We start from the raw sequence: 23,961 nt of genomic DNA, 5'->3' as shown, positions 1-23,961 counted from the left end.
TGAACGGTCAGCGCTAGGCCGACAGTTCTCTTCGGATGATTTCCGCCCCGGCGCCCAGGGCATTCAGTTTGCCTCTTGCGATCTGACGAGACAGCGGAGCCATGCCGCAATTGGTGCAGGGGTAAAGCTTGTCGGCATCGACGAACTGCAGGGCTTTTCGCAGCGTGTCGGCGACCTCTTCAGGGGTCTCGATTGTGTTGCTTGCCACGTCGATGGCTCCGACCATGACTTTTTTACCGCGAAGGAGTTCGATCAGATCGATCGGAACGTGCGAGTTGTGGCACTCCAGCGAGATCAGATCGACACCGGATTTCTGCAGCTTGGGGAAGGATTCCTCATATTGCCGCCACTCCGACCCCAAGGTCTTTTTCCAATCCGTATTGGCCTTGATGCCGTAGCCATAGCAGATGTGGACGGCGGTTTCGCACTTGAGCCCTTCGATTGCCCTTTCGAGAGTGGCAACACCCCAATCGTTCACTTCGTCAAAGAAGACATTGAATGCGGGCTCGTCGAACTGGATGATATCGACACCGGCGGCTTCCAGTTCCCTCGCCTCCTCATTGAGGATCGTGGCGAATTCCCAGGCCAGCTTTTCGCGGCTTTTGTAGTGGGCATCATAGAGCGTATCGATCATCGTCATGGGGCCAGGCAAGGCCCATTTTATGGGCTGCGTGGTCTGCTGGCGCAGGAACCTGGCGTCTTCCACAAAGACCGGTTTTGGGCGAGACACAGCGCCAACGACCGTCGGAACGCTGGCATCGTAGCGATTGCGAATCCGGACCGTCTCGCGTTTTTCGAAATCGACGCCGCTGAGGTGTTCGACAAACGTCGTCACAAAGTGCTGGCGCGTCTGCTCGCCGTCGCTGACGATATCGATCCCCGCCTGTAACTGATCGTCGAGAGAAAGACGCAGGGCATCCCGCTTGCCCTCGACGAGTTCATCATCCTGCAGTTTCCAGGGCGACCAGAGTTTCTCGGGTTGTGCCAGCCAGGAGGGTTTGGGCAGGCTGCCGGCGGTTGACGTGGGCAACAGTCTTTTCATGTTATGCGACCTTATGTTCATGGGTTTCGTCAGCGGGCGTGATTGGCCGACCATTGCTCGAGAATGGCTCTGTAGGGTTTGATGAAGTGCTCCTCGGCAAAGCGTCCTTGTTCGACAGCCAGCCGGCTACGTTCTTCGCGATCGTAGACAATTCGCGTCAGGGAATAGTCCTGGTTCTTCAGGCTTGGCTGATAACAGGCCCCGGCGGCTGAGTTGGCGTTGTAGATTTCGGGCCGATAGATCTTCTGGAACGTCTCCATCGTGCTGATGGTGCTGATGAGTTCAAGATTGGTGTAGTCGGCCAAGAGGTCGCCGACGAAATATAGGGCGAAAGGCGCGACGCTGTTCGGCGGCATGAAAAATCGGACCTGCAATCCCATTTTCTGGAAATAGAGGTCCGTCGAAGACAGTTCATCCTGCTGGTATTCGATACCCAGTACCGGATGCTGATTTCCGGTCCGACGATATGTTTTGCTGCTCGACGCACTCAGGCATATCACCGGCGGCTTCTGAAAATGCTGCCTGTAGGCATCCGAGTTCAGGAAACTTTTGAAAAGGTTTCCGTGCAGATCACCGAAATTGTCCGGCGTACTGAACTCGGACCTCCCCCTGTTGTGCTCGGGCAGCACCACGCTGAAGTCGTAATCCCGGACATAGGAGGAGAAATTGTTTCCGACGATACCCTCGATGCGGTCGCCGGTTTTTTGATCGATGATCGTCGTCTTCAATATCTCGATCATCGGGAATGCGTCGCCGTGGTCTTCAGCGCCGACATTCATCTCAACGGATATGATGTCGAGCTCGATAGAATATCGATCGCCTCTGGGGTTATCCCAGTGCGCCAGGGCGTTGAAACGATTGTCGATCATCCTCAAGGCGTTGCGAAGATTGTCCCGCCGGTTCTCACCCCTTGCCAGATTGGCAAAGTTGGTGGTGATCCGGGTGCTTTCAGACGGGCAATAATCCTCGTCAAAGGCAAGACGCTTGATCGTGAAGGTGAGGTCTTTGGTCATGGCGTTGTGTTGTCCTCATCGCGGAACAGAACCTGAATGGCGTGCTTTGTCGGTTCTCTCGGTCAGCAGATGTCATGCTCTCCGTCGTTGAGAGCCATGCCTGACTTATGCCTGAGCCGCTGATCTGGAAAAATTGGTATTATCTCATCGAAGCATGAGCCAGCTTCATGAGTGGATGCGAGGTCGCGGTGGCAGATGCCTTGACCATTTCTGCGACATGCGACATTGGTTCGTCATCGTGGTTCTGCGGATGCAAATCCGGAGCTAAGAGGGAATTCGGTGAGGGTTTTGCCTGAAACCGAAGCTGCCCCCGCAACTGTAAGCGGCGAGCGAAAGTCCATCGAAGTCACTGAGGCCTGCCTCGGGAAGACGGACCGAAGCAACGACCCGCAAGCCAGGAGACCTGCCGCGATAGATAACGTCCACGGGCGGGGTGTCCCGGAGTGCCGCTTTCGCGATGGGCATTCTGCTGCCTTCGTCTTTGCGTCATGCCACTGCCCGGCCGCAACCTGATGGCAAGGCCGATGACTGAGACACCGACAACAGGAAAGCGTGCGCAGCACGGCTCCACAACCCGCCTCATCGATATTGTCTTTCCCGGAGACACCAACCATCACGGCACCCTTTTCGGGGGAACCGGTCTTGCTCTCATGGATCGCGTTGCCTTCATCGCGGCCACGAGGTTCGGTCGGGCACCCTTCGTCACCGCATCCTGCGAGCGCATTGATTTCAGGCAGCCGGCCCGCATAGGGCACGTCATCGAATTCAGCGCCAAACCCGTCAAGGCAGGTCGCCGCTCCCTGACGGTCGAGGTGGAAATGGTGGCGGAAACCATTGTCGGCCGGGAGCGAAACACCTGCACACGCGGGGTCTTCCATATGGTCGCTGTGCCGGAGTGCGAGCACGCCGCGCATTACGCCTTGCCTGCCCTGCTCCCGGAGGAAGCGCCAGAGACGAGCGACGTGGTTGCCATGGTCGAGATCGTCTTTCCGGATCAGGCAAACAGCGTCGGCCGGATGTTCGGGGGCGATGCAATCGCCTACATGACCAAGGCCGCTTTCGTCGCAGCGTCACGCTACTGCGGCCAGATGGTGGTGCTGGCGTCGTCCGAGCGCATCGACTTCACGCGAGCAATAGAGATCGGTGAAATCGTCGAGGCAGAGGCACGGGTCGAACGCGTGGGCAAGAGTTCGATGTCCATCCAGACAAAACTCTGGTCCGAAAACCTGATGACGGGCGAAAGGCACATTACCGCGACCGGACACTTCACCATGGTCGCGGTCGACAGGGACCACCGGCCAGTTCCTGTCCGCGACGGCGCTTCTGCGGTGAGAGCGCTCTTTGACAAGGGGTGGGAATAATCATGCTGGACAGGCAACATCTTTCGATCCTGCGTGAAGTCGACCGCCTCGGCAGCCTGACGGCTGCGGCGGAACGGCTGAACGTCTCGCAGTCTGCGCTCAGCCATACGATCCGCAAACTTGAAGAGCGCTACGGTGTGGCGATGTGGGAAAAATACGGGCGCAACCTGCGTCTCACCGAGGCCGGCCGCTACATCGTCCGGCTGGCACAGCGTGTTCTTCCGCAGATCGAAAGGGCTGAAAATGTGCTGTCGGATTATCGCCATGGCCAGCGAGGTTCCCTGAAGATCGGCATGGAATGCCATCCCTGCCATCAGTGGCTGGTGGGGGTGACCAAACCCTATCTCATGGACTGGCCGGACGTCGATCTGGAACTCACGACATCCTTCGCCTTCGGTGGCGTGGCAGCACTGACGGGGTACGAGATCGACATCCTGATCACACCCGACCCGATCGAAGCACCCGGTATCCAGTATCTGTCGGTGTTCGATTACGAACTGGTGCTCGCCGTTCCGGCCGGTCACCCGCTGGCGCAGAAACCTCATGCCGAAGCTGCCGACCTGCTGGATGAGACGCTGTTTACCTATCCGGTACCGCCGGAGCGGCTGGATGTCTTCACGCAGTTCCTCGTGCCCGCCAACGCCCGCCCGCGCCACCACCGCAATGTCGAGACAACGGAAATGATGCTTCAGCTCGTCGCGGCAGGTCGCGGCGTCAGCGCCATCCCGAACTGGCTCGTGCGTCGCGAAGCCGCAACACTCGGTGTCCATCCCGTCCGCATCGGCCAACTGGGCATCCGCAAAAGCATCCATCTCGGTTTCAGGGATGGTGACGACACTGTCGATTTCATCGCAGGATTTCTCGCAACATCACGCCAGACATCAGCCTGACGCGTTGGAGGGATGAGTGACCGCTTGCGGCCGAATGTGGTTACGGCGGCATCGCGCCAAAAGCTGCCGCAGGATATTCTACTCGATGAAATCAGCCATGATAGATGAAACGCTCTCGATGGCAGGGGCAACATTGGCGATACCCTCGGCTTGCTGGCCTTGGGCCCACGCGGACTGAACATCCTTGTATCTGGTTGCGGCTTCGAACTGTTTTACCTCTTCGGCAGTGAGCACACGTACGGTCGCACCTGCCTTCTTCAAATCTTCCAATTGTGTGTCGAAGCTTTCGCCCATGACCGCATCCAATCCCGCATAGGATTTCCGGGCGGCCCGGATGATGGCGTCCTGGTCTTCCTGGGCAAGGCTTTTCCAGACGTCCTTGTTCATAGCGAGGATGTAAACATGACCCAGCCACAGGTCCTTTGAAACCAGAACATGGGGCGCGCTTTCGTGTACCTTCAGCATGTAGCCGCTGTCGACGTTCACCATCAGGCCGTCGAGCGTCTTCGCCCTCAGGGCAGCCGGGATTTCTGGTCCCCAGTGCATGGTGACGGGAGTTGCCCCGTAATTCCTGAGAAAATCCAGATGCCAGAAACTTGCAGACCGCCATCGGCCACCCTTCAGCTTATCGAGGTCGACCATCGGCTCGTTGCTGAAAAATGCGACCGGGTACCCTGTACCGAAGTAGATTTGAACAATGTTATTGTCGTCGAGTTCTGCTGGGAAAGCGGGAATTTCCGAATAGACGCGATCAAAGAATTCAATCTGTCGGCCGCCGATGGGGCCTCGGATGAAGCTTTTAAATATCTGGTGCAGCGGCATCTGCTTGGCCGTATATTCCGGCACCACCGTACCGATGTCGGTTGTGCCCTTCGTGACGGCACCCAATGCATCATAGGCGGCTGCAATCTCGCCGTTCCAGTGATCCTTGATTTTTAGGCGGCCGTTCGACTCCTTCTCGATTGCCGGGAATACGACATCTTTGAGAAATCGTGTGCGCATTCCGCCAAGCGGTTCGTGATCACTAAACCTCAGAGTGCGGGTAGCCCTGGTGCTCCCCTGAGCGGCGGCGTTCACGATCGATGACGTAGATGCGGCCGCGCCAATCGCCGAGGCGATAAACATCCTGCGGCTGAACCCGTTTCCGATGGAGCCTTTGCTGAATTCGGTCATATCGGTACCTTCATGTTAACCCTGACGCGAGCCGGGGAAAGAGTGTCTTGCCTGTCAAGAAACGCTCCGATCATCTGGAGCCATATGACAAGGTTCCTTTGACCCCTCACTTGATCGGGGAATGCCCATATATATATCTGAATGATCCTTCAGTTAGGAATTCGCATTTTGAAAGACGCCTCTCAGGTTGTGCCGCAACGTCTAAAACCCCGGAAAACCCCGGTTCAATCGCGATCGGGGGTCACCGTGGAAGCGATCCACGAAGCCGCCATTCAGGTTTTGCTGAGCGAAGGGTTATCGCGGCTGACCACCACGCGGGTGGCGGAACGCGGCGGCGTTTCGGTTGGAACGCTGTACCAGTACTTCCCCAACAAAGAGGCTTTGCTGTTCGCCATCCTTCTACGTCATTTCGAAGAAGTGGCTGAGGCGCTGGAGCGCGTGGATATTGCAGCGAATGGCCGGCCGCTGGAAGAGCTGGCTGAAAGCATCGCGGATGCCTATGTCTCCGTAAAGGTCGCGCGGCCGGACGCAACAATCGCTCTCTATCGCGTCGCGGGCGCCATCGATCAGTTCAAGATGTCCCCCGATATACATGTAAGACTTGTGAACGCCGTTGTCCGGGTGCTCGCCAACGCCTCGGATGCTTCTTTCACGGAGCCGAGGAAGGTATCGTTCACCCTGCTTTCGGCGTTGGCCGGTATTTCGCGGGGAAGCTTTGCCAATCTGGCTTCCGGCCCAGAGATACTTGACGGTTTTCGCGAGGAGGCGCGATTGCTGTCGCGGGCATATCTGAGGGCGGCCGCGCAAATCTGACGATCAGAATGACCGCTTTGGGCCGAAAGGAGACACCGGCCAGGTCGGATTGGGCAAGAAAATGAATTGCGCTTGAACGACCATGGTTTCCGGGCCTGTCGTCACGTGGCTTCGCCTAGATGTGCCCTCATCCAGCGGGCTTCCTCGGTGGCACTGCGCCCGAAATACTGGCGAAAATCGCGGCTGAAATGGGCGGCGCTCGCATAGCCGACTTCGGCTGCGACCGTGGCCACGGGACCATGGTTGCGGGCGATCATCAGGCGCGCTTCGTGCAGTCGCATTGCCTTGAGGTAGCGAACCGGCGATGTGCCTGTCAGGGCCTTGAAGTGGGCGTGGTAGGACGGAACACTCATTCCGGCCTCGGCGGCCAGAGCCGGCACGGAAAGTCCCGAGGAGAACGAGGCGCGAATGCGCGCGAGACTTTCAACGATCCGGCCGGTGGTCCCCCGTTGGCGCAGGGCCGCCCGTAGAACATTTCCCTGCGGGCCGACGAGCACCAGATAGTGCAGTTCCCGCTTCAGGCCGGGCCCAAGAATAGCACTTTCCTGCGGATCGGCGAGCACCTGAAAGGTCCTGCTCAAAAGCTCCCGCATCCTCGGCGTTATCGGGCTTGAAACAAGGCTGCGGGCCTGCTCCTGCACGGGGTTTCCCCGCTCCTCCAGCATCACGGCAATCTCTGCCGCAAGAGGCAGGTCGAATTCGACATAAAGTGCCAGCAAGGGCCGTTCAGGGCTGGCTTGCGACGCCATCCGGAATGGAACTGGCACCGACACGCCTAGGTAATGATCGGCATCGTAGCGATAGACCTGCCCATCCAGAAAACCCTGTTTCGCGCCCTGCAGCACAAAGACTGCACCGGGCCGATACAGCACAGGCACGTCCTCCAGAATGGCTTCGGAGCGCAGGACGCGCATGCCAGCCAACGCCGTGGGATTGTAGCCGGGGCGCGACGCGAGCTTAGACGCCTGCGCCGTGAGATCGTCAACATCAATAGGATTGAGCAATTCTATCATAGGATCTGCACTATTTTGCCTCGAACACCCAGACTATCTGTCAATTCATCGAAAAGCAAAAGTGAGGGCTCTTTCATGACTGCCAGGACTTTCTTCATCACTGGCGCCAATTCGGGATTCGGGTTCGCCGTTGCCAGGGCAGCGCTTGAGGCCGGACATGAGGTGATCGGCACGGTTCGCTCGGAGGCGGCGCGCTCCGCTCTCAGCGAGCGTCTTCCCCGATCCCACGCCGTATTGTGCGACGTTACCGATTTCGACCGCATCGAGGCAACCGTCCAGCAGGCCGAGGACGACTTCGGCCCGGTCGATGTCCTGATCAACAATGCCGGTTACGGGCACGAGGGAGTGCTGGAGGAATCCCCGCTGTCCGAGATGCAGCGCCAGTTCGACGTCAACGTGTTCGGCGCGGTCGCTGTGGCCAAGGCTTTCCTGCCGCGGTTCCGTAAGCGGCGCTCGGGGTTCGTCGTCAACGTCACCTCCATGGGTGGCCTGATCACCATGCCGGGTATTGCCTATTACTGCGGCAGCAAGTTTGCGTTGCAGGGCATATCCGAGGTGATGCGTGCCGAGATGGCGCCATTCGGAGTACATGTAACAGCGCTCTGCCCCGGCTCCTTCCGCACTGACTGGGCCGGACGCTCCATGGTCCGCACAGAGCGCTCCATCGCGGAGTATGACGCGCTGTTTGATCCGATCCGCGCGGCGCGACAGAACAAGCACGGCGCGCAACTCGGCGATCCGGAGAAACTTGCCGATGCGGTCCTGACCCTTGTCGCCTCCGAAAATCCCCCACCGCAACTGCTTCTCGGCAGCGATGCCCTTGGTCTGGTCCGCAAGCGGCTTCAGGCGATGCTGCAGGAGATAGACGACTGGGAGCCGCTCACCCGTTCGACAGACGGTTGACGGAGCGGCGCGCCAGACCGCGCCATATCTCGGCCCGAGGCTGCGACCGCTTCGGGCCGAAAGCCATCCAGAAAAAAAGCCGGCTACGCATCAATTCTCACACATTGCGACGGCATGGAAATTGTCTAGTTTTGCTGAATTGACAGACAGGAAGGGCAACGGACGGTAATGGTTGAACGCGATCAGGATGAGGCATTACTGACACCACACGATGACGGGGCAGCCAGGCATTTGTCTGGCATGGAATTGCCTGATGTCGTGCTGGAGGCAACGGATGGTACGGCCGTTAATCTTCGCGGACCGGGCTTGTCGGTGGTCTATGCCTATCCCAGGACAAGCCCGCCCGGAGGCAAGGCGATTGATGGATGGGATGCCATTCCCGGTGCGAGAGGGTGCACACCGCAATCCTGCGCCTTCCGGGACCATTTCGCCGAATTGAAGGCCCTGGGAGCAACGCATCTGTTTGGCCTTTCCACGCAGACCACGGACTATCAACGAGAAGCGGCAGAACGGCTTCACCTGCCCTTTCCCCTCCTCTCCGACCATTCGCTTCGTCTGGCATCAGCCCTTCGTCTGCCAACGTTCCAGGCTGGCGGCATGACATTGCTGAAAAGGCTGACGATGATTATCGAGACAGGCATGATCAGGCACGTCTTCTACCCCGTTCATCCGCCAGAAAACAATGCCGATGCCGTGATTGCCTGGTTGAAAGCCAATAGAAATTCCTGAACCGATCAATGCCAGCGTTGCCAGCCCCGGCTTTCAGTGTCCTTGGAATTATGCCGGCCGATGGCATGTTTTTAAAGGGCGGACGCAAGGAACGGGTCCAGCTTTCCCGGGCTCGTATCAACGAGAGCGCCGACACGACTGTCGCGTAACATCCATCAAAAAAGACCCTTCGAGATGTGGTTCGCGAAGGGTCTGATTCATGTCTGGAGATTCTCGTTAGATGGCGGCTTATCACGCCGCCTTGCTGCGCGCCCGGTCGTGGGTCGCGTTGAGCTGTCGGGCGACGATATCGTGATTGAGCCATTGCACCGGTCCGGTAGGTGCGCTGGACGATCTGAAAATCAACTGCCCGGTTGCTTCCACCACAAATGTGCTCAGGTGGTCACTGATCAGTGACTTGCCATCGCGGTGCATCTGCGTGATCTCGTGTGACGTGCCGATGGTGAGATCGGCCTGAGCCTGGCTGTTCGGCATCGGCCATGCCGAGAAATTGTAGAACGGGATCATCACATCGCTGGCCTGCATGGTTCTGATCTTGTCCATAACGTCGTCGAGGGTGACGTTATCGGCCAGCAGAGCCTGGCATGCCTGCCATTGTTCTCGCGCCCATTCCGCGCCGCCTTCTTTTTTCAAAGCCAGGAGAAGCGGGATCAAAGGCAGTTCGATACCCGTGAACACGTCGGAAGAGTTCGTCCGGATTTCCGGGCAATTATAGACGGATGCCTTGATGCCGGCCGCCCATGCCCGCTCGGCTATACCCTCGAGCCGCATCTTTGCGTAGCCCTGCGTATAGTTGGTGTAGGTCTGCCAGCGATATTCGCCATCGATGAGGATTTCGCTGCCGTGATAGCCATAGGCCGTGTAGCGGACCTGGCAACCAGACGCTTCCACACGCTCACGAATGGCAGAGCTGAATTCGATCAGGTGGCCGAACGTATCTGCCGACACCGCGTCGAAATTCTTCAGGATCAGCTTGCCCAGATCACTCTCGATGAGCGCCTGAGACGACATGTGCCTTGCCCCGGTGCCCTTGTAGATACGGTTTGCGAGAACCAGGAACACCTTTGCTTTCGGTATGCCGCCCGCCATCGTGTGCGCGAAAAACACGTTCTGACCCTTGCCGATCATCCCGTCGAGTTCGGCCATCACCTGCGTCAGCGCATCCGTGAAACGCTTGGCGGAAATGTTCTGACATTGCTCGATATAGCTCCAGTCGAGCTTGTCGTCTTCCCAGCTTGTAAGCGACATGTCTGCCAGAAGATCGGTTGGCGTCTGTCCGCCTTCCGGGGCATCGAGATCAAAACCTGCCATGAGCGGGATATTGATGATCTTGCCGCCCAGCCGCTCTTCGGCCGCTGCCAGCTCTTCCGCGTCAAGCGGACGCAGAGTGTTGTCTTCGTTGCGACGGCCGACCGTGATGCCGACGATCTTCATTCCCGCCTTGCGCGCTTCATCGAGCAGTCCCGTGGCGTAACCACGTCCGAATAGTTCGCCAAAAAGGACGAAGATATCACCGCTCTTGAAAACAGTGTTTTCGGGAAGCTGCTGCTGAGAGGACGAGTTTTTCATTTTTCAAACATTCTTCATTCAAGACTTCGAGCGTCGGCTAACCGACTTCTGGATCATGTGATGCCCAAATTCGCGCGTCTTGGGAATTCATATTGGGTTACAGAGCATCGCATAACGTGAGCGCCACCCGAATTGTTCCCCGCCCCGCCGCCCGATTGCAGGCGATCCGCGCTCTTTTTTCGTGAAAATGGCACTCTGTCTGCGGCGCCTGAAAACCACGTCGAAAAGGCCGTCCGAGCGGGAGATGCTACATCTTCACCTCGGTTCGAGACATGTGCACGCTCGATTCGCACAAGGCATGGACAAGGGAGATATCCTCTCGCCCGAGGCTTACGTTTACGATGCGGAAATGCTTAATACCGGGAATGACAGAACCCACAGTCGAACAAACCGAACAACTTGCCATCGCTTTTGAGCGCTTCACCCGCCGGTTCAAGGTGGCCGAGGCGGCCGCCGCGATGCAGAACGGGCTTAATGCGCTCGACATCCAGGTCCTTCTGTTCATCAACGAACGTCCCGAATGCAGCCTGGGAGACGTCGCGCGCCACATTCAGGTTGCGCTGACGACAATGTCGTCCTCGGCTGACCGGCTGGTGCGCCGGGACATGATCGAGCGGAACAGGCCAGAGGCCGACCGTCGATCGGTCGCTCTCACACTCACACAAAATGGGAAAGACGCTGTCGCGGGTTACATGGACGGTTACAGAGCCTCCTGCCGGGCAATGCTCGAGGCGCTCGATGATACTGATCGGATTGCGTTTCTTCGTCTGACGGACAAAATCGCAAAATACGATAATTGAATAATACGAGATTCGTAGTATATCGCTGACACCGAAACTGTCAGGGATATGAAATGAGCAAGGCACCGTCTTCCGCACTCGTCACAGGCGCAAACAAAGGCATCGGCCTCGCCATTGCCCGGCAGCTTGGCACGAATGGCCTGCTGGTCTGGCTTGGATGCAGGGATTTGTCGCGCGCAGATGCGGCGGCGCACCAATTGCAGAGCGAGGGCATTGAAGCGCGTGCAGTCCAGCTCGATGTGACGGATGAGGCAAGCGTTGCCGCCGCCGTTCAAACCATCGACAGCGAGACGGGCAGTCTCGATGTTCTGGTCAATAACGCCGGGCTCATGTTCGGACCACCGCCTTCCCTAGCGGAGGAATCGATCGATGAGATCAGGCGGATGTTCGAGACCAACGTGTTTGGCGCATTACGCGTCACTCAGGCCTTCCTGCCATTGCTGCGCAGATCAGAGGCGGCGCGGATCGTCATGATGAGCAGCGGCCTCAGTTCGCTCGCAGATTCTCTCGATATGCGAAGCGAGACATGGAGTGTGGGGTTTGGCGGTTACTGCGCATCAAAGACGGCGCTCAACATGCTGACCGTGAAGCTGGCAAAAGAACTCGATCGCGAAGGGATCAAGGTGAATGCGGTAGATCCGGGCCTGACATCCACTGACATGACGGGGAACGGCGCCGGGCACCCGCCTGAAATTGGCGCACGCCCGGCCGTCGCACTGGCAATGGCTCACGCGTTCGGACCATCGGCCGGCTTTTACAGCTGTTCGCCACAGGGCGAACTGGTTCAGAAAAACTGGTGACATGCGGGTCGATGCCGGGGAGCGTGACAGATCCGTTCCGCCTCCCGGTTTTCTGAACGCCCTGCCCTGTATTGAAAACGGAATATGACGTCCCGCGGTGGCTGTGATGTGTGGTTCGGGCCTGCGGTGCTGAACGAACATCGGTCGTTGCGTTTGATAAGACACATCATTTACGATGGGGCATTGTTGTTTCCAGAGATTGATAGTGACCTTCCCAAGCATGTCTTTCCATCTGCTCGCCCCTGTGGCCATGCTCGTTGGCGCCTATTTCCTGGTCCGTTGCATCGCCATGCTGGCACGGGTGATCTTTCCAAAAGTAAGGGTGCGGTTTTCGGCGGGTGAAGCCCCATGCAAACTGACGATACCCCGGCCGGACCGCTACGTTATCAACGTCCTGATCCCGCCTTTCACCTTCTTCACCGGCGTGTCCCATTTCTCCGCCCGGTTTTCCGTCACCACATTTCCCGGCAAAGTACCGCTGGATTATCGATCCTACGGACGTTCGCTTTTTCGCGTTCAGAGAACTGATATGGCGGGGAAACAATCCGTGCCGCTCGGTTCATTCGAGTGCACGGCGCCAGGCGAAATCCTGATTACCTGCGACAATCCCGAGACGATACGCCCGAACTATCTGCTGGAAGTGTCTTCCCCTGTCTCCGCACTAACGCTTGTCGCCCTTATCCTGGCAACGATCATGTCTTCGGCCATGACAATCGGCGGCCTCATCATCTCCATCCTATGGATAAGCGGGAAGATCTGAGCGCCTCAGCGCTGAACGGCCTGACACCGGCGAGATATCTGCCAGACGCTCAGACCGAAGACCGCTCATGGCGACGCTTTCAGATGTATGTATCGAAAGCGTCGGCCTCACTTTGAGTGGTGAAGGTGAATGTGACCACTTCACTGTCATCGGGTTGGCGGATGCCAATCGCGGTGACAATCAACCGGGCGATCTCATCCTGAGCTTCACTTCCCGACCGGGACAAATTCACCGTTTTCTCGATGGCCGGTGCGAATACCTCGCTGATGACGCCGAGGCGCATATTGTGTTTCATGATGATATCCCGGTCCTCGATGATCGCGGCCTGCTCATCCTTCGGGATTCCGGCATTGTCCATTGCGCTTATCGTGGCATTGGTCGCGAGCTTGATCGGGCCCTCCTCGAGCCACCGCTCAACCATCTGATGGAACTGGCGCATACGCGCAGCGGGAATTGTTTTATGTACAGTAATCGACATCTGCGTTCCTTTGTCAGCTTCCATGCATACTCGATACCAGCTCCCCGGATAAGGGCCGCTCGCACTCAGCAAGAACTTGCGTAAGCAGCGTGTAGGGCGTCGAGCAATAAGCTTCAATTGATTTGTGTTGAAGATCAGCCTGCAGAGGAAGCTGACGTGGAGCGAAAACAACGCTTTGGGGCGCGATATGGCGGTTTTGGGTGCCCACTGTTATGACAGAATTGCGTGCGAGCTGACGCCAGACTTCGTCAATTCTATCACTTCTTCAGCTTAGAGGTTTCAACCCACACATTGAGTGGCTTCTGCTCTCCCATGGAGATCGCGAGTACTACCGTCACCCACATATTTGGTCGCTCCAACAGAAATGCGGTGCCAGAATTGGAGGTCACTTTAGTGACCCCATCGACGGAGGTTTGGGAGAGAGCAGTCTCGAAAGCCTTAAACTCGTCGCTCGTACAGATCACACGATCTTCACCCTTCGCTAGGGCCATAACGAAACTAAGCTCACAGTGCGAGGAGAAGAAATCTTTGTAGTCTCGATAGCTGATGAAGAATTCCAGTCCACTCGGCATTGTATAAAGGCCACTGCCGAGTACAGGGCGAGAAGTTGGATCTGGGGGAGAGGAAAGGACTTTCACTGTCCAATCGCCCTGCTCTGCACCTTTTGCCAGGGCGTTTATGCTTGCGCCAGTCGCCACACAAAGTTTCAGCACGTCATCGAGAGGACATGCAACGACGACACCATTGCTGGATGCGATAGCAACTACCAAAGCGATTAAAAAGCGCATGAGTTTCTTCCCAAATGGATTAATTTAAAAGGTACCTTCGATGCAAAACAAATAAAGGATGTATCGCTTTGTCGGACCTGACCTCCATTACTGGAGTTCACTCACGACCGATAGCGGAGGTTGCCCAACATCCGGAAACTGTCGATGCCCGATGGAAGGCATGATAGCCGCCCCTGAGGAGCTACGCCCCAAGGTTGAGGTCGAATGGAATTCAATAAACCGCCAGCTACCAACCAAAGGGCGAGTTTTTAGCAACGTGAGTAAGAGATTCGTCACGGAAACCTCATAGGCTCCTCCCCGACAGGAAAAGCGATAGCGGCTATGGTTTTTGGGCATGATGCTTGATTACAACTCACTTTTGATTGCGCTTGCCGTCTCGGCCACGTGTCTTGGTGTGACCCTGCTCGGTAGCTGGTTCGCGCGCCGCTCCGAGACCTTTCTATTGAGCTGTACGCTCGGGCTCGTGCTCATCGTCAGCGGCATCATTACCTACGGCCTTTATGTGGACGATCCTGTCGTTGCGTTCTGCGTGATGTCGTTCATTCTTCTTCACGCGGGCTTCGCGATCATCTGGGGAGCAGGCTGCCAGTTTCGCCGCAACAGATTGCCACTAAGACCCGTTATTGCCTGTGCCATCGCGGCGATGCTTGTCTCTATTCCGCCGCTCGTGATTGGTTACGACGGGATCGCATTTATCGCCCAGAATTCGGCGATCGCCACAATGCTCTTCGCGACGGCCTGGCAATATTGGCGCGCACGCGAAGAAGCGCTGGTCCCCCTCATCGGAATTTCCGTCCTCTATTGCCTGACGGGGATTTCCTTTGTTCTTTGCGCCGCCGTTCTCGTTGCCGATGGAAAGGCCGTACTGGGCGTCGCGCCAAGCAATTGGGCCGAGGATCTCAGTATCGCCATCTGCATCGCCGGGATGACCGGCATCGGCGCCCTTTCACTGGCGCTTCACCAATGGCGGCTCGCGGCGCGGCACCGTCTGGACGCCATCACTGATCCGCTAACCGGTCTCCTGAATCGCCGGGCGCTGTTCGAGCGCTGCGGTCAGCGTATGATCGGACCGGAAACGGCAGTCCTGGTCTTCGACCTCGATCATTTCAAATCCATCAACGACACGTTTGGGCACGCCGCTGGCGACCGCGTGCTGAAAATTTTTGCTGCCGAACTTGCGGCCAACTGTGGAGCCGGTGATACCGCTGCGCGCCTCGGCGGCGAGGAATTCGCTCTGATTTTGAAAGAAGTCATGCCCAATCGCGCCGAAATGGTGGCGGAGGGCATTCGCAAAGCCTTCGCGGATCACAGGATTCACCTGGAAGGCGAAACCCTCACATGCACGGTCAGCGCCGGGGTTGCCTTGGGGCGCTCCGTTCCAATGGATTTCGACGCGATGCTGAGCGCGGCGGACAAGGCGCTCTATATCGCCAAGCGCGCGGGCCGTAACCGGATCGAGGTTGCAAGCCATCTCCACGCTGTATCGACAGGTTCTGCTCGCACCGTCTCATAAGCTGACTGCGACTGAGGCGGACAATGCGGCCCGACCTTCTCCATTAACGTCCGCTACGGGCCGCCACTCATCTTCTGCTTCACCCGTCTTCCTTCTTCTATGACATGGTGCACACCTGCGCCTGCGCAAAGCGACAATGCCTCGAGAACGGCCGCTTCGGGCCGAAAGCAGGCATTGCCGGCATCGCAAAACTGCCTATTCTGCCACCTTGAAGACATCGATCGGGTTGGTTTGCTGATGACACCAGACGAATTGAAGATCGTGCGGCGGGCCTATGCCATGCAGATTGCGGCGGCTGTAAGGGTTGTCGATGCCCGTGTCGAGAAAGCCTTTGCCGAGGTGCCGCGAGAAGATTTTCTTGGTCCCGGGCCGTGGCCGATCTTTCGTATGCGCAAGGCCTATGTGCAAACCCCGACCGCCAACCCCGTATACCTCTATACCGATGACGTTGTCGGTATCCTGCCCGAGCGCCGCATCAACAACGGGCAGCCGTCGCTCCATGCCTTCCTGCTTTCGCAAGCTGCTCTCAAGGCCGGTGAGCATGTCGTGCATGTTGGCGCCGGTGCGGGATATTATTCGGCAATTATTGCGAACCTCGTCGGCGCGTCCGGCACGGTGACGGCGATCGAGTTCGAGCCGGAACTTGCTGCCCGCGCCACCGCCAATCTCGCCCCATATCAAAACACCTCGGTGGTTCACGGAGACGGCAGCGCCGCGGCGTTCGATCCCGCCGATGTGATCTATGTGAACGCTGGCGCAACACGGCCCGCAACGATCTGGCTGGACCGCCTGAAAGACGGTGGAAGGCTGATCCTGCCGCTCACGACCGATCTTGGCTTCGCCAACAGCAACTGGAGCAACATGCATCTTCGCGGCGCGGTGTTTCTGATAACGCGCAGGGGCGACGAATTCCAGGCACAATGGATTTCACCCGTCGCCATCTTCCCCTGCGAAGGCATGCGCGACGAACACTCCGAAAAAGCGCTCGCGGCGGCATTCGAAAGCGGAGAACACAGAAGGGTCACACGGCTTTATCGAACGGATGATCTGCCGGAAGCACAATGCTGGCTCCGCGCTCCCGGCTGGTGCCTGGCCTATGCTTGAGGAGAAATCCGGGACGGCAGAGAACCGTCTAAGACGCTAAACAGCCTGTCTTTCATGCTTCGGCTGCTTCGGTCGCCGCGCCGGCAGTGCCATCGATTCCTCCTCGGCGTCCTGCGGGCCTCCCCAGAAGGTTTCGAGCGTCGGTCGATCCACCAGAAACCGGTCGCGGAACAGGAACTGAAAGATCTCGCGCAGCCACACGCGCCGGCCCATCTGCGTATACCAGCGCATGGAATGCCGTTGCTCCCGGTCGGGGTGAAACAGCAAGCGCCCCACCGCCTTCGGTCGCGCCTGGATCGCCAGTTCGATTGCCTTCACGCAGAAGAACAGCATCCAGGGCCGGAAATGTGCCATCGCCAGAACCTGATGTTTGTAGTCCCACTTGCGCACGTCTGCCTGAATGACCCGCCGATCCTTGGCTATGCGGAAAAACGGCGTCCACCGGTGCGGTGTCACGTAAAGCGCCTGGATCTGGTCGGGATCGTAGGACAGTAGTTGGCGAAAACCGCGCCACATATCCTTCAACCGGTCCTCTTCGAAACCCACCACCCATGTGGCCATGGAAAGGATGCCGTGCTGGCGCAAAAGCTGGATGGCATGCCGGTCGGTCGCAGTGCCACCACCCTTGCGGATCAGCGCCAAGGTCGCCTCGTCGGTGTTTTCCATGCCGATCAGCCAGCGGATCACGCCCGCCCGGCGATAAAGATGCAGAATGTCCGCATCGCGAACGATATCGTCGGCGCGGGTGGAGCCGACGATCAGCACAGGCACGTTCTCGGCGATCATCGCATCGAGAAATGCCTTCCACGCCTTCTTCGAGGAGGTCGGGTTTTCGTCAGCCAGGTTGATCAGTTCAACGCCATGCTCGCGGTGAAGTCTGGCGATTTCGCGCGCAAACAGCACGGGATCGCGATGCCGCCAGCGGGTCCAGAAACCACGTTGACCGCAGTAATTGCACAAATGCGGACAGCCACGGGAAAACTGCATGACCACGGCCTTCTTGCCGCCCCAATAGCTGTAGCGATCATGATCGATCAGTTCCCAGCCCACACGAAAGCTGTCGAGATCGGCAATCGCCTGCGCAGGCGCTGTTGCCCTGGCCCGGCCGTCGTCGTCACGAAAGGCAATGCCGTTGACCGTGGCAAGTGGCCTTCCGGTTTCGAGAGCATCGATCAGCACAGTCGCGGTCAACTCCCCCTCGCCGCGCACGATCACGTCAAATGCATCGGTCTCGGAAAGCACGTCCTGCCAGTGATAGGTTGGAAACACGCCGCCATAGATAAGCAATATCTGATCGTCGGCAGCCTTGATGGCCTGCGCGATTGCGAGCGCCGTCGGATGGGCCGAGGTTGAGCCGGAATGACCGATCAGCACCGCCTGGGGTGCTGCGGCCATGATGTCCGAAAGGATGGCTGCAATCGACATCGGCCCGAATTCCGCATCGATCAGCGACACATCATGGCCGGCATCGATCAATGGACCGCCGATGGCAAGAAGCCCCAGAGGCGGCAGGTGATCATCCGGCACGCGGCTTCCGATCGCCGTATGTGGCGGATTGACGATACAGATTTTCAAGCGTGCGGCCCCTGTAACAATGTTTAAGGAGACTTAGAGCACACCTTATGAAAATCCGTTTAACTCAGAATAATACTTGTTCTAATGGATCGAAGGCCAATATTGGCTGACCGAAAAGCGCAGAAGCAGTCACTCGCAAACATCCAACGCAGCCAGATCGTTTTCGATAGAGCGATCCAGCCTAAATTGCTCGTGCAGATGCATGATTTGCACACGATAGAGGGCCAATAGACGGCTGAGTGCTTGTAAGATCATGTCCGCATCGAGTTCACAGTAGGAAACCGCGAGGGCTTGCCGCACGTCCGGACTGGATCGACGGTCAAACTTGGCAACAACTGTCGTCTCTGCGGTCCGGTCATGCAGCCAATCATCAGATTGCATAACATGTTGGCGCAATTCGTCCAGAAGCGTTTGAGAATAGAAGAGTTCTCCGCGCTTGGCCCGTCTGTATGTCTCGTGGGCGGCTGCAAGCCCCTTGCTGATGGAGACGTCGATTTCGTCTGCCGTGACTGTGAACGTCAGATCTCTGGAGCGATTGGCCAGGTCAGCGACGATCCTTTCGGGATCGTGGAGAATAATCATCGGAAGCCGATACCAAGGGGATGGGGTAAGCTTCGCAGCATTGAGGTAGAATATGTCGATCTTGTTGAACGGGCGGAAATGTGAAACGCAGTGATGCGTCCCAGGCATCCATTCGTTGAACAAAAAGCCGGGCCATTGTTGCGGAAAGTCCCGCCGATGCTGAACGAACCAGTTATGGCGCTCGGCATTCACAACAACCCGAAGATCGATATCTGAGTAGGAATCAGCGCTTCCCGCCGCGAGTGAGCCGGAAATGAACAGACCGATCACGTCGGGATCAACGCTGAAGTGATCGAAAGCGACCGAAATCAATCGGTCTCTGGCGGCTGATAAAGCTGTGAGGTCCAGACTGCTCATCTGGCGATCCTATCAAAGGCGCCAACGGTCGCAATAGAACAAGTGCGGTCGCGTCCGGATAACACGACTGTCATCCTCACCCGGTCAAAGCACGAAACAATCGCCGCTCAGGCGTCCTGCAAAAATGCCGTCGGAGTCAGTGCGGTCACCTGCCGGAAGGCGTGGGAGAAGGCGGCGGTGCTGGCGAAGCCGGCCTGGTCTGCCACGCGTGCGATGGGTTCTCCCTCGGCGAGCCGCCGCATGGTCCAGGCGATCCGGGCCCGCTGGCGCCATGCTTTCAGTGTCATGCCGGTTTCTGCGGGAAAGAGCCGGCTTGCGGTGCGGACCGATGTGGCAGCGCGAGATGCGAGTTCGCCGAGGTCCATCAGGTTGGCGTGGTCGGCAAGGGCAAGCTCCGCCACGCGCCTGCCCGTCGGGCTTTTCGGCAAGGGAAGGAATGTCGGTGCATCCTGCATGGCGGTCAGTTCGTGTAGCATCAGCCTGACGATGAGGGCTGCCTTTTCTGATTGAGGATCGGCGGCCACGGCGGCATCGAGCAGAGAACGCAGCAATGGCGTAACCCGCGAAGCGAATGCCCGTTGCGGAAAGGCTGAGGGAACCCACTCCCGGATGGCGGATTGCTGCCAATGCACCATCCACAGTTCCGCATCCGTCATGATATCCAGCCGGTGTGAAACGCCTGCGGGTATCCACGCTGCAAGCTGCGGAGGCACCAGCCACACCCCATCATCCGTATGAACCTGCACCATGCCGGAGGCCGCAAACGTCAGTTGCGCCTCATCATGGGAATGAAGCGGCAAGGCCTCTCCACGGCGTTTGGTCATGCGGTGAATGGTGAAAGGTAGCGGCAAAACGATTGGCCTTTCCGCGATGCAGGTTGGCGTCACATCGAAGAAATTCTCTGTTACCATCTTGCCAATGGATGATCAAGGAAGAGCGCTGATGGGAATGAAGATGCAGGCGGTGGTCATCGCCGAATATGGCTCAAACGATGTCGTGGAGTTCACCGAGGTTAACAGGCCGGAGCCACAGGCGGACGAGGTTCTGGTCAAGGTTCTCGCCGCAGGCGTCAATCCGGTGGACTGGAAAATCCGCAGTGGTGCGGGCCAGCGCATGGGGATGACCCTCCCGATCCATCTCGGCGGCGAGCTGGTCGGCACGATCGAGAAAATAGGAAGCGGCGTGGATGGCTTTTCCGAGGGAGAGACGGTTTTCGGAATGGTTCACACCGGCGCCTTCGCGCACTACGCTGTTGTAAAGGCGGGTAACCTGGTCCGCGTGCCGGTCGGGCTCGGTCCGGTTGAGGCCGCAGCACTGCCGCTGGCCGGCACGACGGCATGGCAGGCCCTGTTCGATGTGGCCGACCTGAAAGCCGGGCAGCGCCTGCTCATCACCAACAGTTCCGGCGGCGTCGGCTCGCTGGCGGTGCAATTTGCCAAGGCACGGGGCGCCCTTGTCACGGCGGTCGGCTCGGCGCGTAACGAAGATTTCGTTCGCAGCCTCGGCGCAGACGTCTTCGTCGACTATACCAGCCAGCCTTTCGAAGAGGTCATCAGCGACATGGACGTCGTGTTTGATACGATGGGTGGCGAGACCTTCGGGCGGGCATTCAAAACCCTGCGCAAAGGCGGCTTCATGGTGACCGTTGTTGCCTTTCCCGATGGCAGCGAAGCCGAACGCTTCGGCGTCAGCGTCAAACGCTCCTTCACCGTGCCAAGCGCGCAAACCCTCACCTCGATCACGGAGTTGGTCGAAGCAGGCAAGGTAACGCCGCATGTCGATAAGGTCCTGCCGCTTGCCGAGGTCAGGCAGGCGCTTGTGCTGTCCGAAAGCGGCCGTGCGCGTGGCAAGATCGTGCTGTCCGTTTCGGATTAAAAGGAAAATACCTGATCTGCTGACCGGCGACGGTCATCTCAGGCATTGAGACCAGGTTGTGAACCCATAGGCTTGCGCGTGGGCTGCTTTCGCGATTATGGTGCGGGTGCTCTTAGCCAAGCCGGGAGGCAAGACTTGGCGAGGGGATCAGCTGGGGCTCTGAAAAGAGCAGAAGGATTTCTCCCGTCCTCCCAGCACCAGCTCGCGCATTCCGGCTGGAACTGATTCAGCATCCGCATGAGCCGATATGATCTGAACGACTTCATGGTCCGGCTCGCCTCAATGCGGCTGTGGCTCCGCTCTTGTGAGTGTACGGCCTGAAGCCACCGTCCTTTCAGCAACCGGTAAGCCCGCCTGCCCTCACGCCTCATCCAGCGCAAGCGTCAGATCGGCGATGAGATCGCCAGGATGTTCGATGCCGATGGAGAGGCGGATGGTGGATTCCAGCACACCGATGCGTTGGCGCACATCGGCCGGCACGCCGGAGTGGGTCATGGTTGCCGGGTGTGAGGCGAGTGATTCCGTGCCGCCGAGGCTGACGGCGAGCTTGAAGATTTTCAGCGCGTTGAGGAACTTGAAGGAGGCCGCCTGCCCGCCGACGATATCGAACGAGAAGGTTGATCCCGCCCCCGTGCTTTGCGCCGCAAAGACCTTGCCCTCTGGTGAGGCCGGATCGCTGAACGGCAGGTAGTGGATCTTGTCGACCTTGGGGTGAGCCTGCAGAAATTCGGCCACCAGTCTGGCGTTGCTGTCGGCGCGCTCCATGCGGATCTGCAGCGTTTCCAGCGAGCGGCCGAGCATCCAGCAGGAGTGCGGATCAAGCTGCGTGCCGATGGCGCCGCGCAGCGCCTTAACCTGTTTCATCACGTCCTTGCGGCCAAGTGCTGCCCCGGCAATGAGGTCGGAATGGCCGCCGACATATTTTGTCAGCGAATAGAGAGAGATATCGGCGCCGTGCTCGATCGGCCGCTGGAACACCGGGCCCAGAAGCGTGTTGTCGCAGGCTATGATCGGCCGGTGCCCCTGCTTCTCGCCGATCATGTCGGCAATTCGGCGCACCATGGGAATATCGACAACGCTGTTTGTCGGGTTGGCGGGGGTTTCGATGAGAATAACGGATACCCTGCCCTTTTGCATCGCAGCCTCTGCGGCGGCTGTGACCGAGGCCTCGCTGACACCATCGGCAAAGCCCACGGCCGAAACGCCGAAATTGTGGAAGGTCTTTGCCAGCAGCGTTTCCGTGCCGCCATAAAGCGGTTGCGAGTGAAGCACGGTGTCACCCGGCCGCACGAAGGCAAACAGCGTCGTTGAAATGGCTGACATGCCGGAGGAGAACAGCGCGCAGCTTTCGGTGCGCTCATAAACCGACAGACGATCCTCGACGATCTCGCTGTTGGGATGGTTGAAGCGCGAATAGACGAGGCCAGCGCCCTTGCCCGCCGGCGGCTCCTTGCGGCCGGAAACGTAATCGAAGAAATCGCGGCCGTCTTCCGCCGTCTGGAACACGAAGGTCGATGTCAGGAACACCGGCGGCTTTACAGCGCCTTCTGACAATTCCGGATCGTAACCGTAATTGAGCATCTGCGTTTCAGGGTGAAGCGCGTGGTTGCCGATATGGGTTTTAGACGGATGCGGCGCGGTCATGTCCGGTGTGTCTCCTCAAACAGGCGTTGAACTGAGACAAGGTTACACCCAATCGGGCCGAAATACCTTGCATTCTGCAGCGCTGCTCTGTCTGATGGCGCAATAAATTGCGGGGAACGGCCTATAATGTCGCAGAAAATTGCCGATGCGATCGACAGACGCATATTGAAAGAACTGTCTGCCGACGCACGCATCACCAACAATGAACTGGCTGAACGCGTCGGCCTCTCGGCATCGGCCTGCCTGCGGCGGCTGCGCCGGCTGGAGGATCTGGGGGTGATCAAGGGTTATTGCGCCATCATCGATCCGGCCACCGAAGGCTGGACCATGACGGCACTCGCCTCCATTCGCCTCAGCCGCCAGCATGACGATGAAATCCGCATGTTTGAGACGGCGGTTCTGGATTGGGATGAGGTGCTGGAATGCCACCTCGTCACCGGTTCGCGCGATTACATGCTGAAAGTCATGTGCGGCGGGCTGGAGGATTACGAGCGTTTCATCAAGGAAAAGATCGCCAAGCTGAAATGTGTCGATACCATCGAGACCAGCTTCGTGATGAACACCATCAAGGCCCGCCGCATCTGACTAGCGTGATGCATACTGCTCCAGCTCGGCCAGCGTGAAACGCGGCGTGATGTGCTGCGGGCAGTTCCAGTCAAACGCTTCCACCGTGATGAGCGCCAGACGCTCCACCCTGGCCGGGTAATCCGGCATCGTCAGCCGCTCTGCCAGATCAGGATCTTCGTCCGCATCGATAACCCGCATGTGGCCGAAGATTTTCAGGCGCCGCCGGTGGGCATAATCCATCAAAAACAGCGAGACGCGGTCATTGGCGGTGACATTGCCGGTGGTGATGTATTGCCGGTTTCCGCGAAAATCCGCAAAACCGAGCAGCGTCGGATCAACCGCGGTAAGAAAACCGGCCGGCCCACCGCGATACTGCACGTAGGGCCAGCCGGTTTCCGAAACGCTGGCGAGGTAAAAACCATCCCTGCCCCGGATAAAGGCGGCTTCCGCCGGGCCAAGCCGCTGGCTTTCACCCGTTTCCGCGCCATCGCGTGCGCCGATCCGCGCCCATTGCTCCGCGCTGCCGTAATGTTCCTGTGCGGCCGCCACGGAAGGTGTTGTGGCGATATTGAGATATCTGCTCATTCCGTTTCATCCTTTCCTGGCCAGTTC

General features: G+C 58.3%; 24 protein-coding genes and 1 riboswitch. Of the genes, 12 read left to right on the top strand and 12 right to left on the bottom strand.

Annotated elements, in window-relative coordinates:
* Nucleotides 1–13 precede the first annotated feature (13 nt).
* A complete protein-coding gene (locus tag ACIQT8_RS03635) occupies nucleotides 14–1,042 on the bottom strand; it encodes a methionine synthase (protein ID WP_400963570.1) in 1,029 nt (342 codons plus the stop codon).
* 29 nt (nucleotides 1,043–1,071) lie between these two features.
* Complete coding sequence (locus ACIQT8_RS03630) at nucleotides 1,072–2,055, bottom strand: DUF1852 domain-containing protein (protein ID WP_400963567.1); 984 nt, start codon at nucleotides 2,053–2,055, stop codon at nucleotides 1,072–1,074.
* Nucleotides 2,056–2,277: 222 nt separating this feature from the next.
* Nucleotides 2,278–2,481: riboswitch (cobalamin riboswitch) on the top strand.
* A 98-nt stretch (nucleotides 2,482–2,579) separates the two neighbouring features.
* Between ACIQT8_RS03630 and ACIQT8_RS03625 the strand changes: the two genes are divergently transcribed.
* Both ACIQT8_RS03625 and ACIQT8_RS03620 read left to right on the top strand, forming a co-directional pair.
* Entirely contained in the window at nucleotides 2,580–3,416 is an 837-nt protein-coding gene (locus ACIQT8_RS03625; protein ID WP_400963564.1) for an acyl-CoA thioesterase, read from the top strand.
* Between the two features lie 2 nt (nucleotides 3,417–3,418).
* Nucleotides 3,419–4,306, top strand: a complete 888-nt coding sequence (locus tag ACIQT8_RS03620; protein WP_400963561.1) for a LysR family transcriptional regulator — start codon at nucleotides 3,419–3,421, stop codon at nucleotides 4,304–4,306.
* A 78-nt stretch (nucleotides 4,307–4,384) separates the two neighbouring features.
* Here ACIQT8_RS03620 and dctP read toward each other — a convergent pair whose 3' ends face one another.
* A complete protein-coding gene (gene dctP / locus ACIQT8_RS03615) occupies nucleotides 4,385–5,383 on the bottom strand; it encodes a TRAP transporter substrate-binding protein DctP (RefSeq protein WP_400963558.1) in 999 nt (332 codons plus the stop codon).
* A 342-nt stretch (nucleotides 5,384–5,725) separates the two neighbouring features.
* On the opposite strand from dctP, the gene ACIQT8_RS03610 reads away from it, so the two are divergent.
* Nucleotides 5,726–6,292 (top strand): TetR/AcrR family transcriptional regulator, encoded by a 567-nt coding sequence (locus tag ACIQT8_RS03610; RefSeq protein WP_400963555.1) that lies wholly within the window; start codon nucleotides 5,726–5,728, stop codon nucleotides 6,290–6,292.
* A gap of 101 nt (nucleotides 6,293–6,393) precedes the next feature.
* Here the strand turns inward: ACIQT8_RS03610 and ACIQT8_RS03605 are convergent, their stop codons facing one another.
* Nucleotides 6,394–7,305 carry an AraC family transcriptional regulator N-terminal domain-containing protein gene (locus tag ACIQT8_RS03605; protein WP_400963552.1) on the bottom strand — a complete coding sequence of 304 codons (912 nt, stop codon included), beginning with the start codon at nucleotides 7,303–7,305 and terminating at the stop codon, nucleotides 6,394–6,396.
* A gap of 75 nt (nucleotides 7,306–7,380) precedes the next feature.
* Here ACIQT8_RS03605 and ACIQT8_RS03600 point away from each other — a divergent pair, with 75 nt between their 5' ends.
* Both ACIQT8_RS03600 and ACIQT8_RS03595 read left to right on the top strand, forming a co-directional pair.
* Nucleotides 7,381–8,208 carry an oxidoreductase gene (locus ACIQT8_RS03600; RefSeq protein WP_400963549.1) on the top strand — a complete coding sequence of 276 codons (828 nt, stop codon included), beginning with the start codon at nucleotides 7,381–7,383 and terminating at the stop codon, nucleotides 8,206–8,208.
* A 168-nt stretch (nucleotides 8,209–8,376) separates the two neighbouring features.
* Complete coding sequence (locus tag ACIQT8_RS03595) at nucleotides 8,377–8,937, top strand: peroxiredoxin (protein WP_400963547.1); 561 nt, start codon at nucleotides 8,377–8,379, stop codon at nucleotides 8,935–8,937.
* A gap of 231 nt (nucleotides 8,938–9,168) precedes the next feature.
* On the opposite strand, the gene ACIQT8_RS03590 is transcribed toward ACIQT8_RS03595, so the two are convergent.
* A complete protein-coding gene (locus ACIQT8_RS03590) occupies nucleotides 9,169–10,506 on the bottom strand; it encodes an enoyl-acyl carrier protein reductase FabMG (protein ID WP_400963544.1) in 1,338 nt (445 codons plus the stop codon).
* A 365-nt stretch (nucleotides 10,507–10,871) separates the two neighbouring features.
* Here ACIQT8_RS03590 and ACIQT8_RS03585 point away from each other — a divergent pair, with 365 nt between their 5' ends.
* The 3 genes from ACIQT8_RS03585 to ACIQT8_RS03575 all read left to right on the top strand — a co-directional run bounded on the left by ACIQT8_RS03585 (nucleotide 10,872) and on the right by ACIQT8_RS03575 (nucleotide 12,866).
* Nucleotides 10,872–11,306 carry a MarR family winged helix-turn-helix transcriptional regulator gene (locus tag ACIQT8_RS03585; RefSeq protein ID WP_400963541.1) on the top strand — a complete coding sequence of 145 codons (435 nt, stop codon included), beginning with the start codon at nucleotides 10,872–10,874 and terminating at the stop codon, nucleotides 11,304–11,306.
* Between the two features lie 53 nt (nucleotides 11,307–11,359).
* On the top strand, nucleotides 11,360–12,106 hold the full coding sequence (locus ACIQT8_RS03580; RefSeq protein WP_400963539.1) for an SDR family oxidoreductase: 747 nt from the start codon (nucleotides 11,360–11,362) through the stop codon (nucleotides 12,104–12,106).
* A 205-nt stretch (nucleotides 12,107–12,311) separates the two neighbouring features.
* Entirely contained in the window at nucleotides 12,312–12,866 is a 555-nt protein-coding gene (locus ACIQT8_RS03575) for a hypothetical protein (protein ID WP_400963536.1), read from the top strand.
* 79 nt (nucleotides 12,867–12,945) lie between these two features.
* Here the strand turns inward: ACIQT8_RS03575 and ACIQT8_RS03570 are convergent, their stop codons facing one another.
* Both ACIQT8_RS03570 and ACIQT8_RS03565 read right to left on the bottom strand, forming a co-directional pair.
* Complete coding sequence (locus tag ACIQT8_RS03570; protein ID WP_400963533.1) at nucleotides 12,946–13,368, bottom strand: hypothetical protein; 423 nt, start codon at nucleotides 13,366–13,368, stop codon at nucleotides 12,946–12,948.
* A 233-nt stretch (nucleotides 13,369–13,601) separates the two neighbouring features.
* Nucleotides 13,602–14,132 (bottom strand): hypothetical protein, encoded by a 531-nt coding sequence (locus ACIQT8_RS03565; protein WP_400963530.1) that lies wholly within the window; start codon nucleotides 14,130–14,132, stop codon nucleotides 13,602–13,604.
* Nucleotides 14,133–14,466: 334 nt separating this feature from the next.
* On the opposite strand from ACIQT8_RS03565, the gene ACIQT8_RS03560 reads away from it, so the two are divergent.
* Nucleotides 14,467–15,645, top strand: a complete 1,179-nt coding sequence (locus ACIQT8_RS03560) for a GGDEF domain-containing protein (protein ID WP_400963527.1) — start codon at nucleotides 14,467–14,469, stop codon at nucleotides 15,643–15,645.
* Nucleotides 15,646–15,882: 237 nt separating this feature from the next.
* The gene (locus ACIQT8_RS03555) at nucleotides 15,883–16,749 is read left to right on the top strand and encodes a protein-L-isoaspartate O-methyltransferase (RefSeq protein ID WP_400963524.1); all 867 of its coding nucleotides are present in this window, start codon (nucleotides 15,883–15,885) and stop codon (nucleotides 16,747–16,749) included.
* A gap of 36 nt (nucleotides 16,750–16,785) precedes the next feature.
* Here ACIQT8_RS03555 and bchE read toward each other — a convergent pair whose 3' ends face one another.
* The 3 genes from bchE to ACIQT8_RS03540 all read right to left on the bottom strand — a co-directional run bounded on the left by bchE (nucleotide 16,786) and on the right by ACIQT8_RS03540 (nucleotide 20,174).
* The gene (bchE, locus tag ACIQT8_RS03550; protein ID WP_400963521.1) at nucleotides 16,786–18,324 is read right to left on the bottom strand and encodes a magnesium-protoporphyrin IX monomethyl ester anaerobic oxidative cyclase; all 1,539 of its coding nucleotides are present in this window, start codon (nucleotides 18,322–18,324) and stop codon (nucleotides 16,786–16,788) included.
* 129 nt (nucleotides 18,325–18,453) lie between these two features.
* Nucleotides 18,454–19,263: a hypothetical protein gene (locus ACIQT8_RS03545; RefSeq protein WP_400963518.1), complete on the bottom strand. Its 810-nt coding sequence runs from the start codon at nucleotides 19,261–19,263 to the stop codon at nucleotides 18,454–18,456.
* Nucleotides 19,264–19,370: 107 nt separating this feature from the next.
* Nucleotides 19,371–20,174, bottom strand: a complete 804-nt coding sequence (locus ACIQT8_RS03540; RefSeq protein WP_400963515.1) for an AraC family transcriptional regulator — start codon at nucleotides 20,172–20,174, stop codon at nucleotides 19,371–19,373.
* A gap of 31 nt (nucleotides 20,175–20,205) precedes the next feature.
* Here ACIQT8_RS03540 and ACIQT8_RS03535 point away from each other — a divergent pair, with 31 nt between their 5' ends.
* The gene (locus ACIQT8_RS03535; RefSeq protein WP_400963512.1) at nucleotides 20,206–21,138 is read left to right on the top strand and encodes an NADP-dependent oxidoreductase; all 933 of its coding nucleotides are present in this window, start codon (nucleotides 20,206–20,208) and stop codon (nucleotides 21,136–21,138) included.
* A 360-nt stretch (nucleotides 21,139–21,498) separates the two neighbouring features.
* On the opposite strand, the gene ACIQT8_RS03530 is transcribed toward ACIQT8_RS03535, so the two are convergent.
* Entirely contained in the window at nucleotides 21,499–22,782 is a 1,284-nt protein-coding gene (locus ACIQT8_RS03530) for a cystathionine gamma-synthase family protein (protein WP_400963509.1), read from the bottom strand.
* 126 nt (nucleotides 22,783–22,908) lie between these two features.
* Between ACIQT8_RS03530 and ACIQT8_RS03525 the strand changes: the two genes are divergently transcribed.
* On the top strand, nucleotides 22,909–23,367 hold the full coding sequence (locus tag ACIQT8_RS03525) for an Lrp/AsnC family transcriptional regulator (RefSeq protein WP_400963506.1): 459 nt from the start codon (nucleotides 22,909–22,911) through the stop codon (nucleotides 23,365–23,367).
* Here the strand turns inward: ACIQT8_RS03525 and ACIQT8_RS03520 are convergent, their stop codons facing one another.
* The gene (locus ACIQT8_RS03520; protein WP_400963503.1) at nucleotides 23,368–23,934 is read right to left on the bottom strand and encodes a pyridoxamine 5'-phosphate oxidase family protein; all 567 of its coding nucleotides are present in this window, start codon (nucleotides 23,932–23,934) and stop codon (nucleotides 23,368–23,370) included. It abuts the gene before it with no gap.
* Between the last annotated feature and the right edge of the window lie 27 nt (nucleotides 23,935–23,961).

It is taken from the genome of Agrobacterium sp. NPDC090273, from assembly GCF_044772305.1.
GTDB lineage: Bacteria > Pseudomonadota > Alphaproteobacteria > Rhizobiales > Rhizobiaceae > Agrobacterium.
The sequence above is the reverse complement of the archived record's forward strand: the minus strand, read 5'-3'. Positions and strand labels throughout refer to the sequence as shown.

Coding starts and splice junctions, on each gene's coding strand:
- ACIQT8_RS03595 (WP_400963547.1), top strand. CDS start 8,377: ATGGTTGAACGCGATCAGGATGAGGCATTACTGACACCACACGATGAC.
- ACIQT8_RS03525 (WP_400963506.1), top strand. CDS start 22,909: ATGTCGCAGAAAATTGCCGATGCGATCGACAGACGCATATTGAAAGAA.
- ACIQT8_RS03580 (WP_400963539.1), top strand. CDS start 11,360: ATGAGCAAGGCACCGTCTTCCGCACTCGTCACAGGCGCAAACAAAGGC.
- ACIQT8_RS03600 (WP_400963549.1), top strand. CDS start 7,381: ATGACTGCCAGGACTTTCTTCATCACTGGCGCCAATTCGGGATTCGGG.
- ACIQT8_RS03545 (WP_400963518.1), bottom strand. CDS start 19,263: ATGAGCAGTCTGGACCTCACAGCTTTATCAGCCGCCAGAGACCGATTG.
- ACIQT8_RS03620 (WP_400963561.1), top strand. CDS start 3,419: ATGCTGGACAGGCAACATCTTTCGATCCTGCGTGAAGTCGACCGCCTC.
- ACIQT8_RS03570 (WP_400963533.1), bottom strand. CDS start 13,368: ATGGAAGCTGACAAAGGAACGCAGATGTCGATTACTGTACATAAAACA.
- ACIQT8_RS03625 (WP_400963564.1), top strand. CDS start 2,580: ATGACTGAGACACCGACAACAGGAAAGCGTGCGCAGCACGGCTCCACA.
- ACIQT8_RS03605 (WP_400963552.1), bottom strand. CDS start 7,305: ATGATAGAATTGCTCAATCCTATTGATGTTGACGATCTCACGGCGCAG.
- ACIQT8_RS03630 (WP_400963567.1), bottom strand. CDS start 2,055: ATGACCAAAGACCTCACCTTCACGATCAAGCGTCTTGCCTTTGACGAG.
- ACIQT8_RS03555 (WP_400963524.1), top strand. CDS start 15,883: ATGACACCAGACGAATTGAAGATCGTGCGGCGGGCCTATGCCATGCAG.
- ACIQT8_RS03540 (WP_400963515.1), bottom strand. CDS start 20,174: ATGGTAACAGAGAATTTCTTCGATGTGACGCCAACCTGCATCGCGGAA.
- ACIQT8_RS03535 (WP_400963512.1), top strand. CDS start 20,206: ATGGGAATGAAGATGCAGGCGGTGGTCATCGCCGAATATGGCTCAAAC.
- ACIQT8_RS03520 (WP_400963503.1), bottom strand. CDS start 23,934: ATGAGCAGATATCTCAATATCGCCACAACACCTTCCGTGGCGGCCGCA.
- ACIQT8_RS03585 (WP_400963541.1), top strand. CDS start 10,872: ATGACAGAACCCACAGTCGAACAAACCGAACAACTTGCCATCGCTTTT.
- ACIQT8_RS03560 (WP_400963527.1), top strand. CDS start 14,467: ATGATGCTTGATTACAACTCACTTTTGATTGCGCTTGCCGTCTCGGCC.
- ACIQT8_RS03635 (WP_400963570.1), bottom strand. CDS start 1,042: ATGAAAAGACTGTTGCCCACGTCAACCGCCGGCAGCCTGCCCAAACCC.
- ACIQT8_RS03530 (WP_400963509.1), bottom strand. CDS start 22,782: ATGACCGCGCCGCATCCGTCTAAAACCCATATCGGCAACCACGCGCTT.
- ACIQT8_RS03565 (WP_400963530.1), bottom strand. CDS start 14,132: ATGCGCTTTTTAATCGCTTTGGTAGTTGCTATCGCATCCAGCAATGGT.
- ACIQT8_RS03590 (WP_400963544.1), bottom strand. CDS start 10,506: ATGAAAAACTCGTCCTCTCAGCAGCAGCTTCCCGAAAACACTGTTTTC.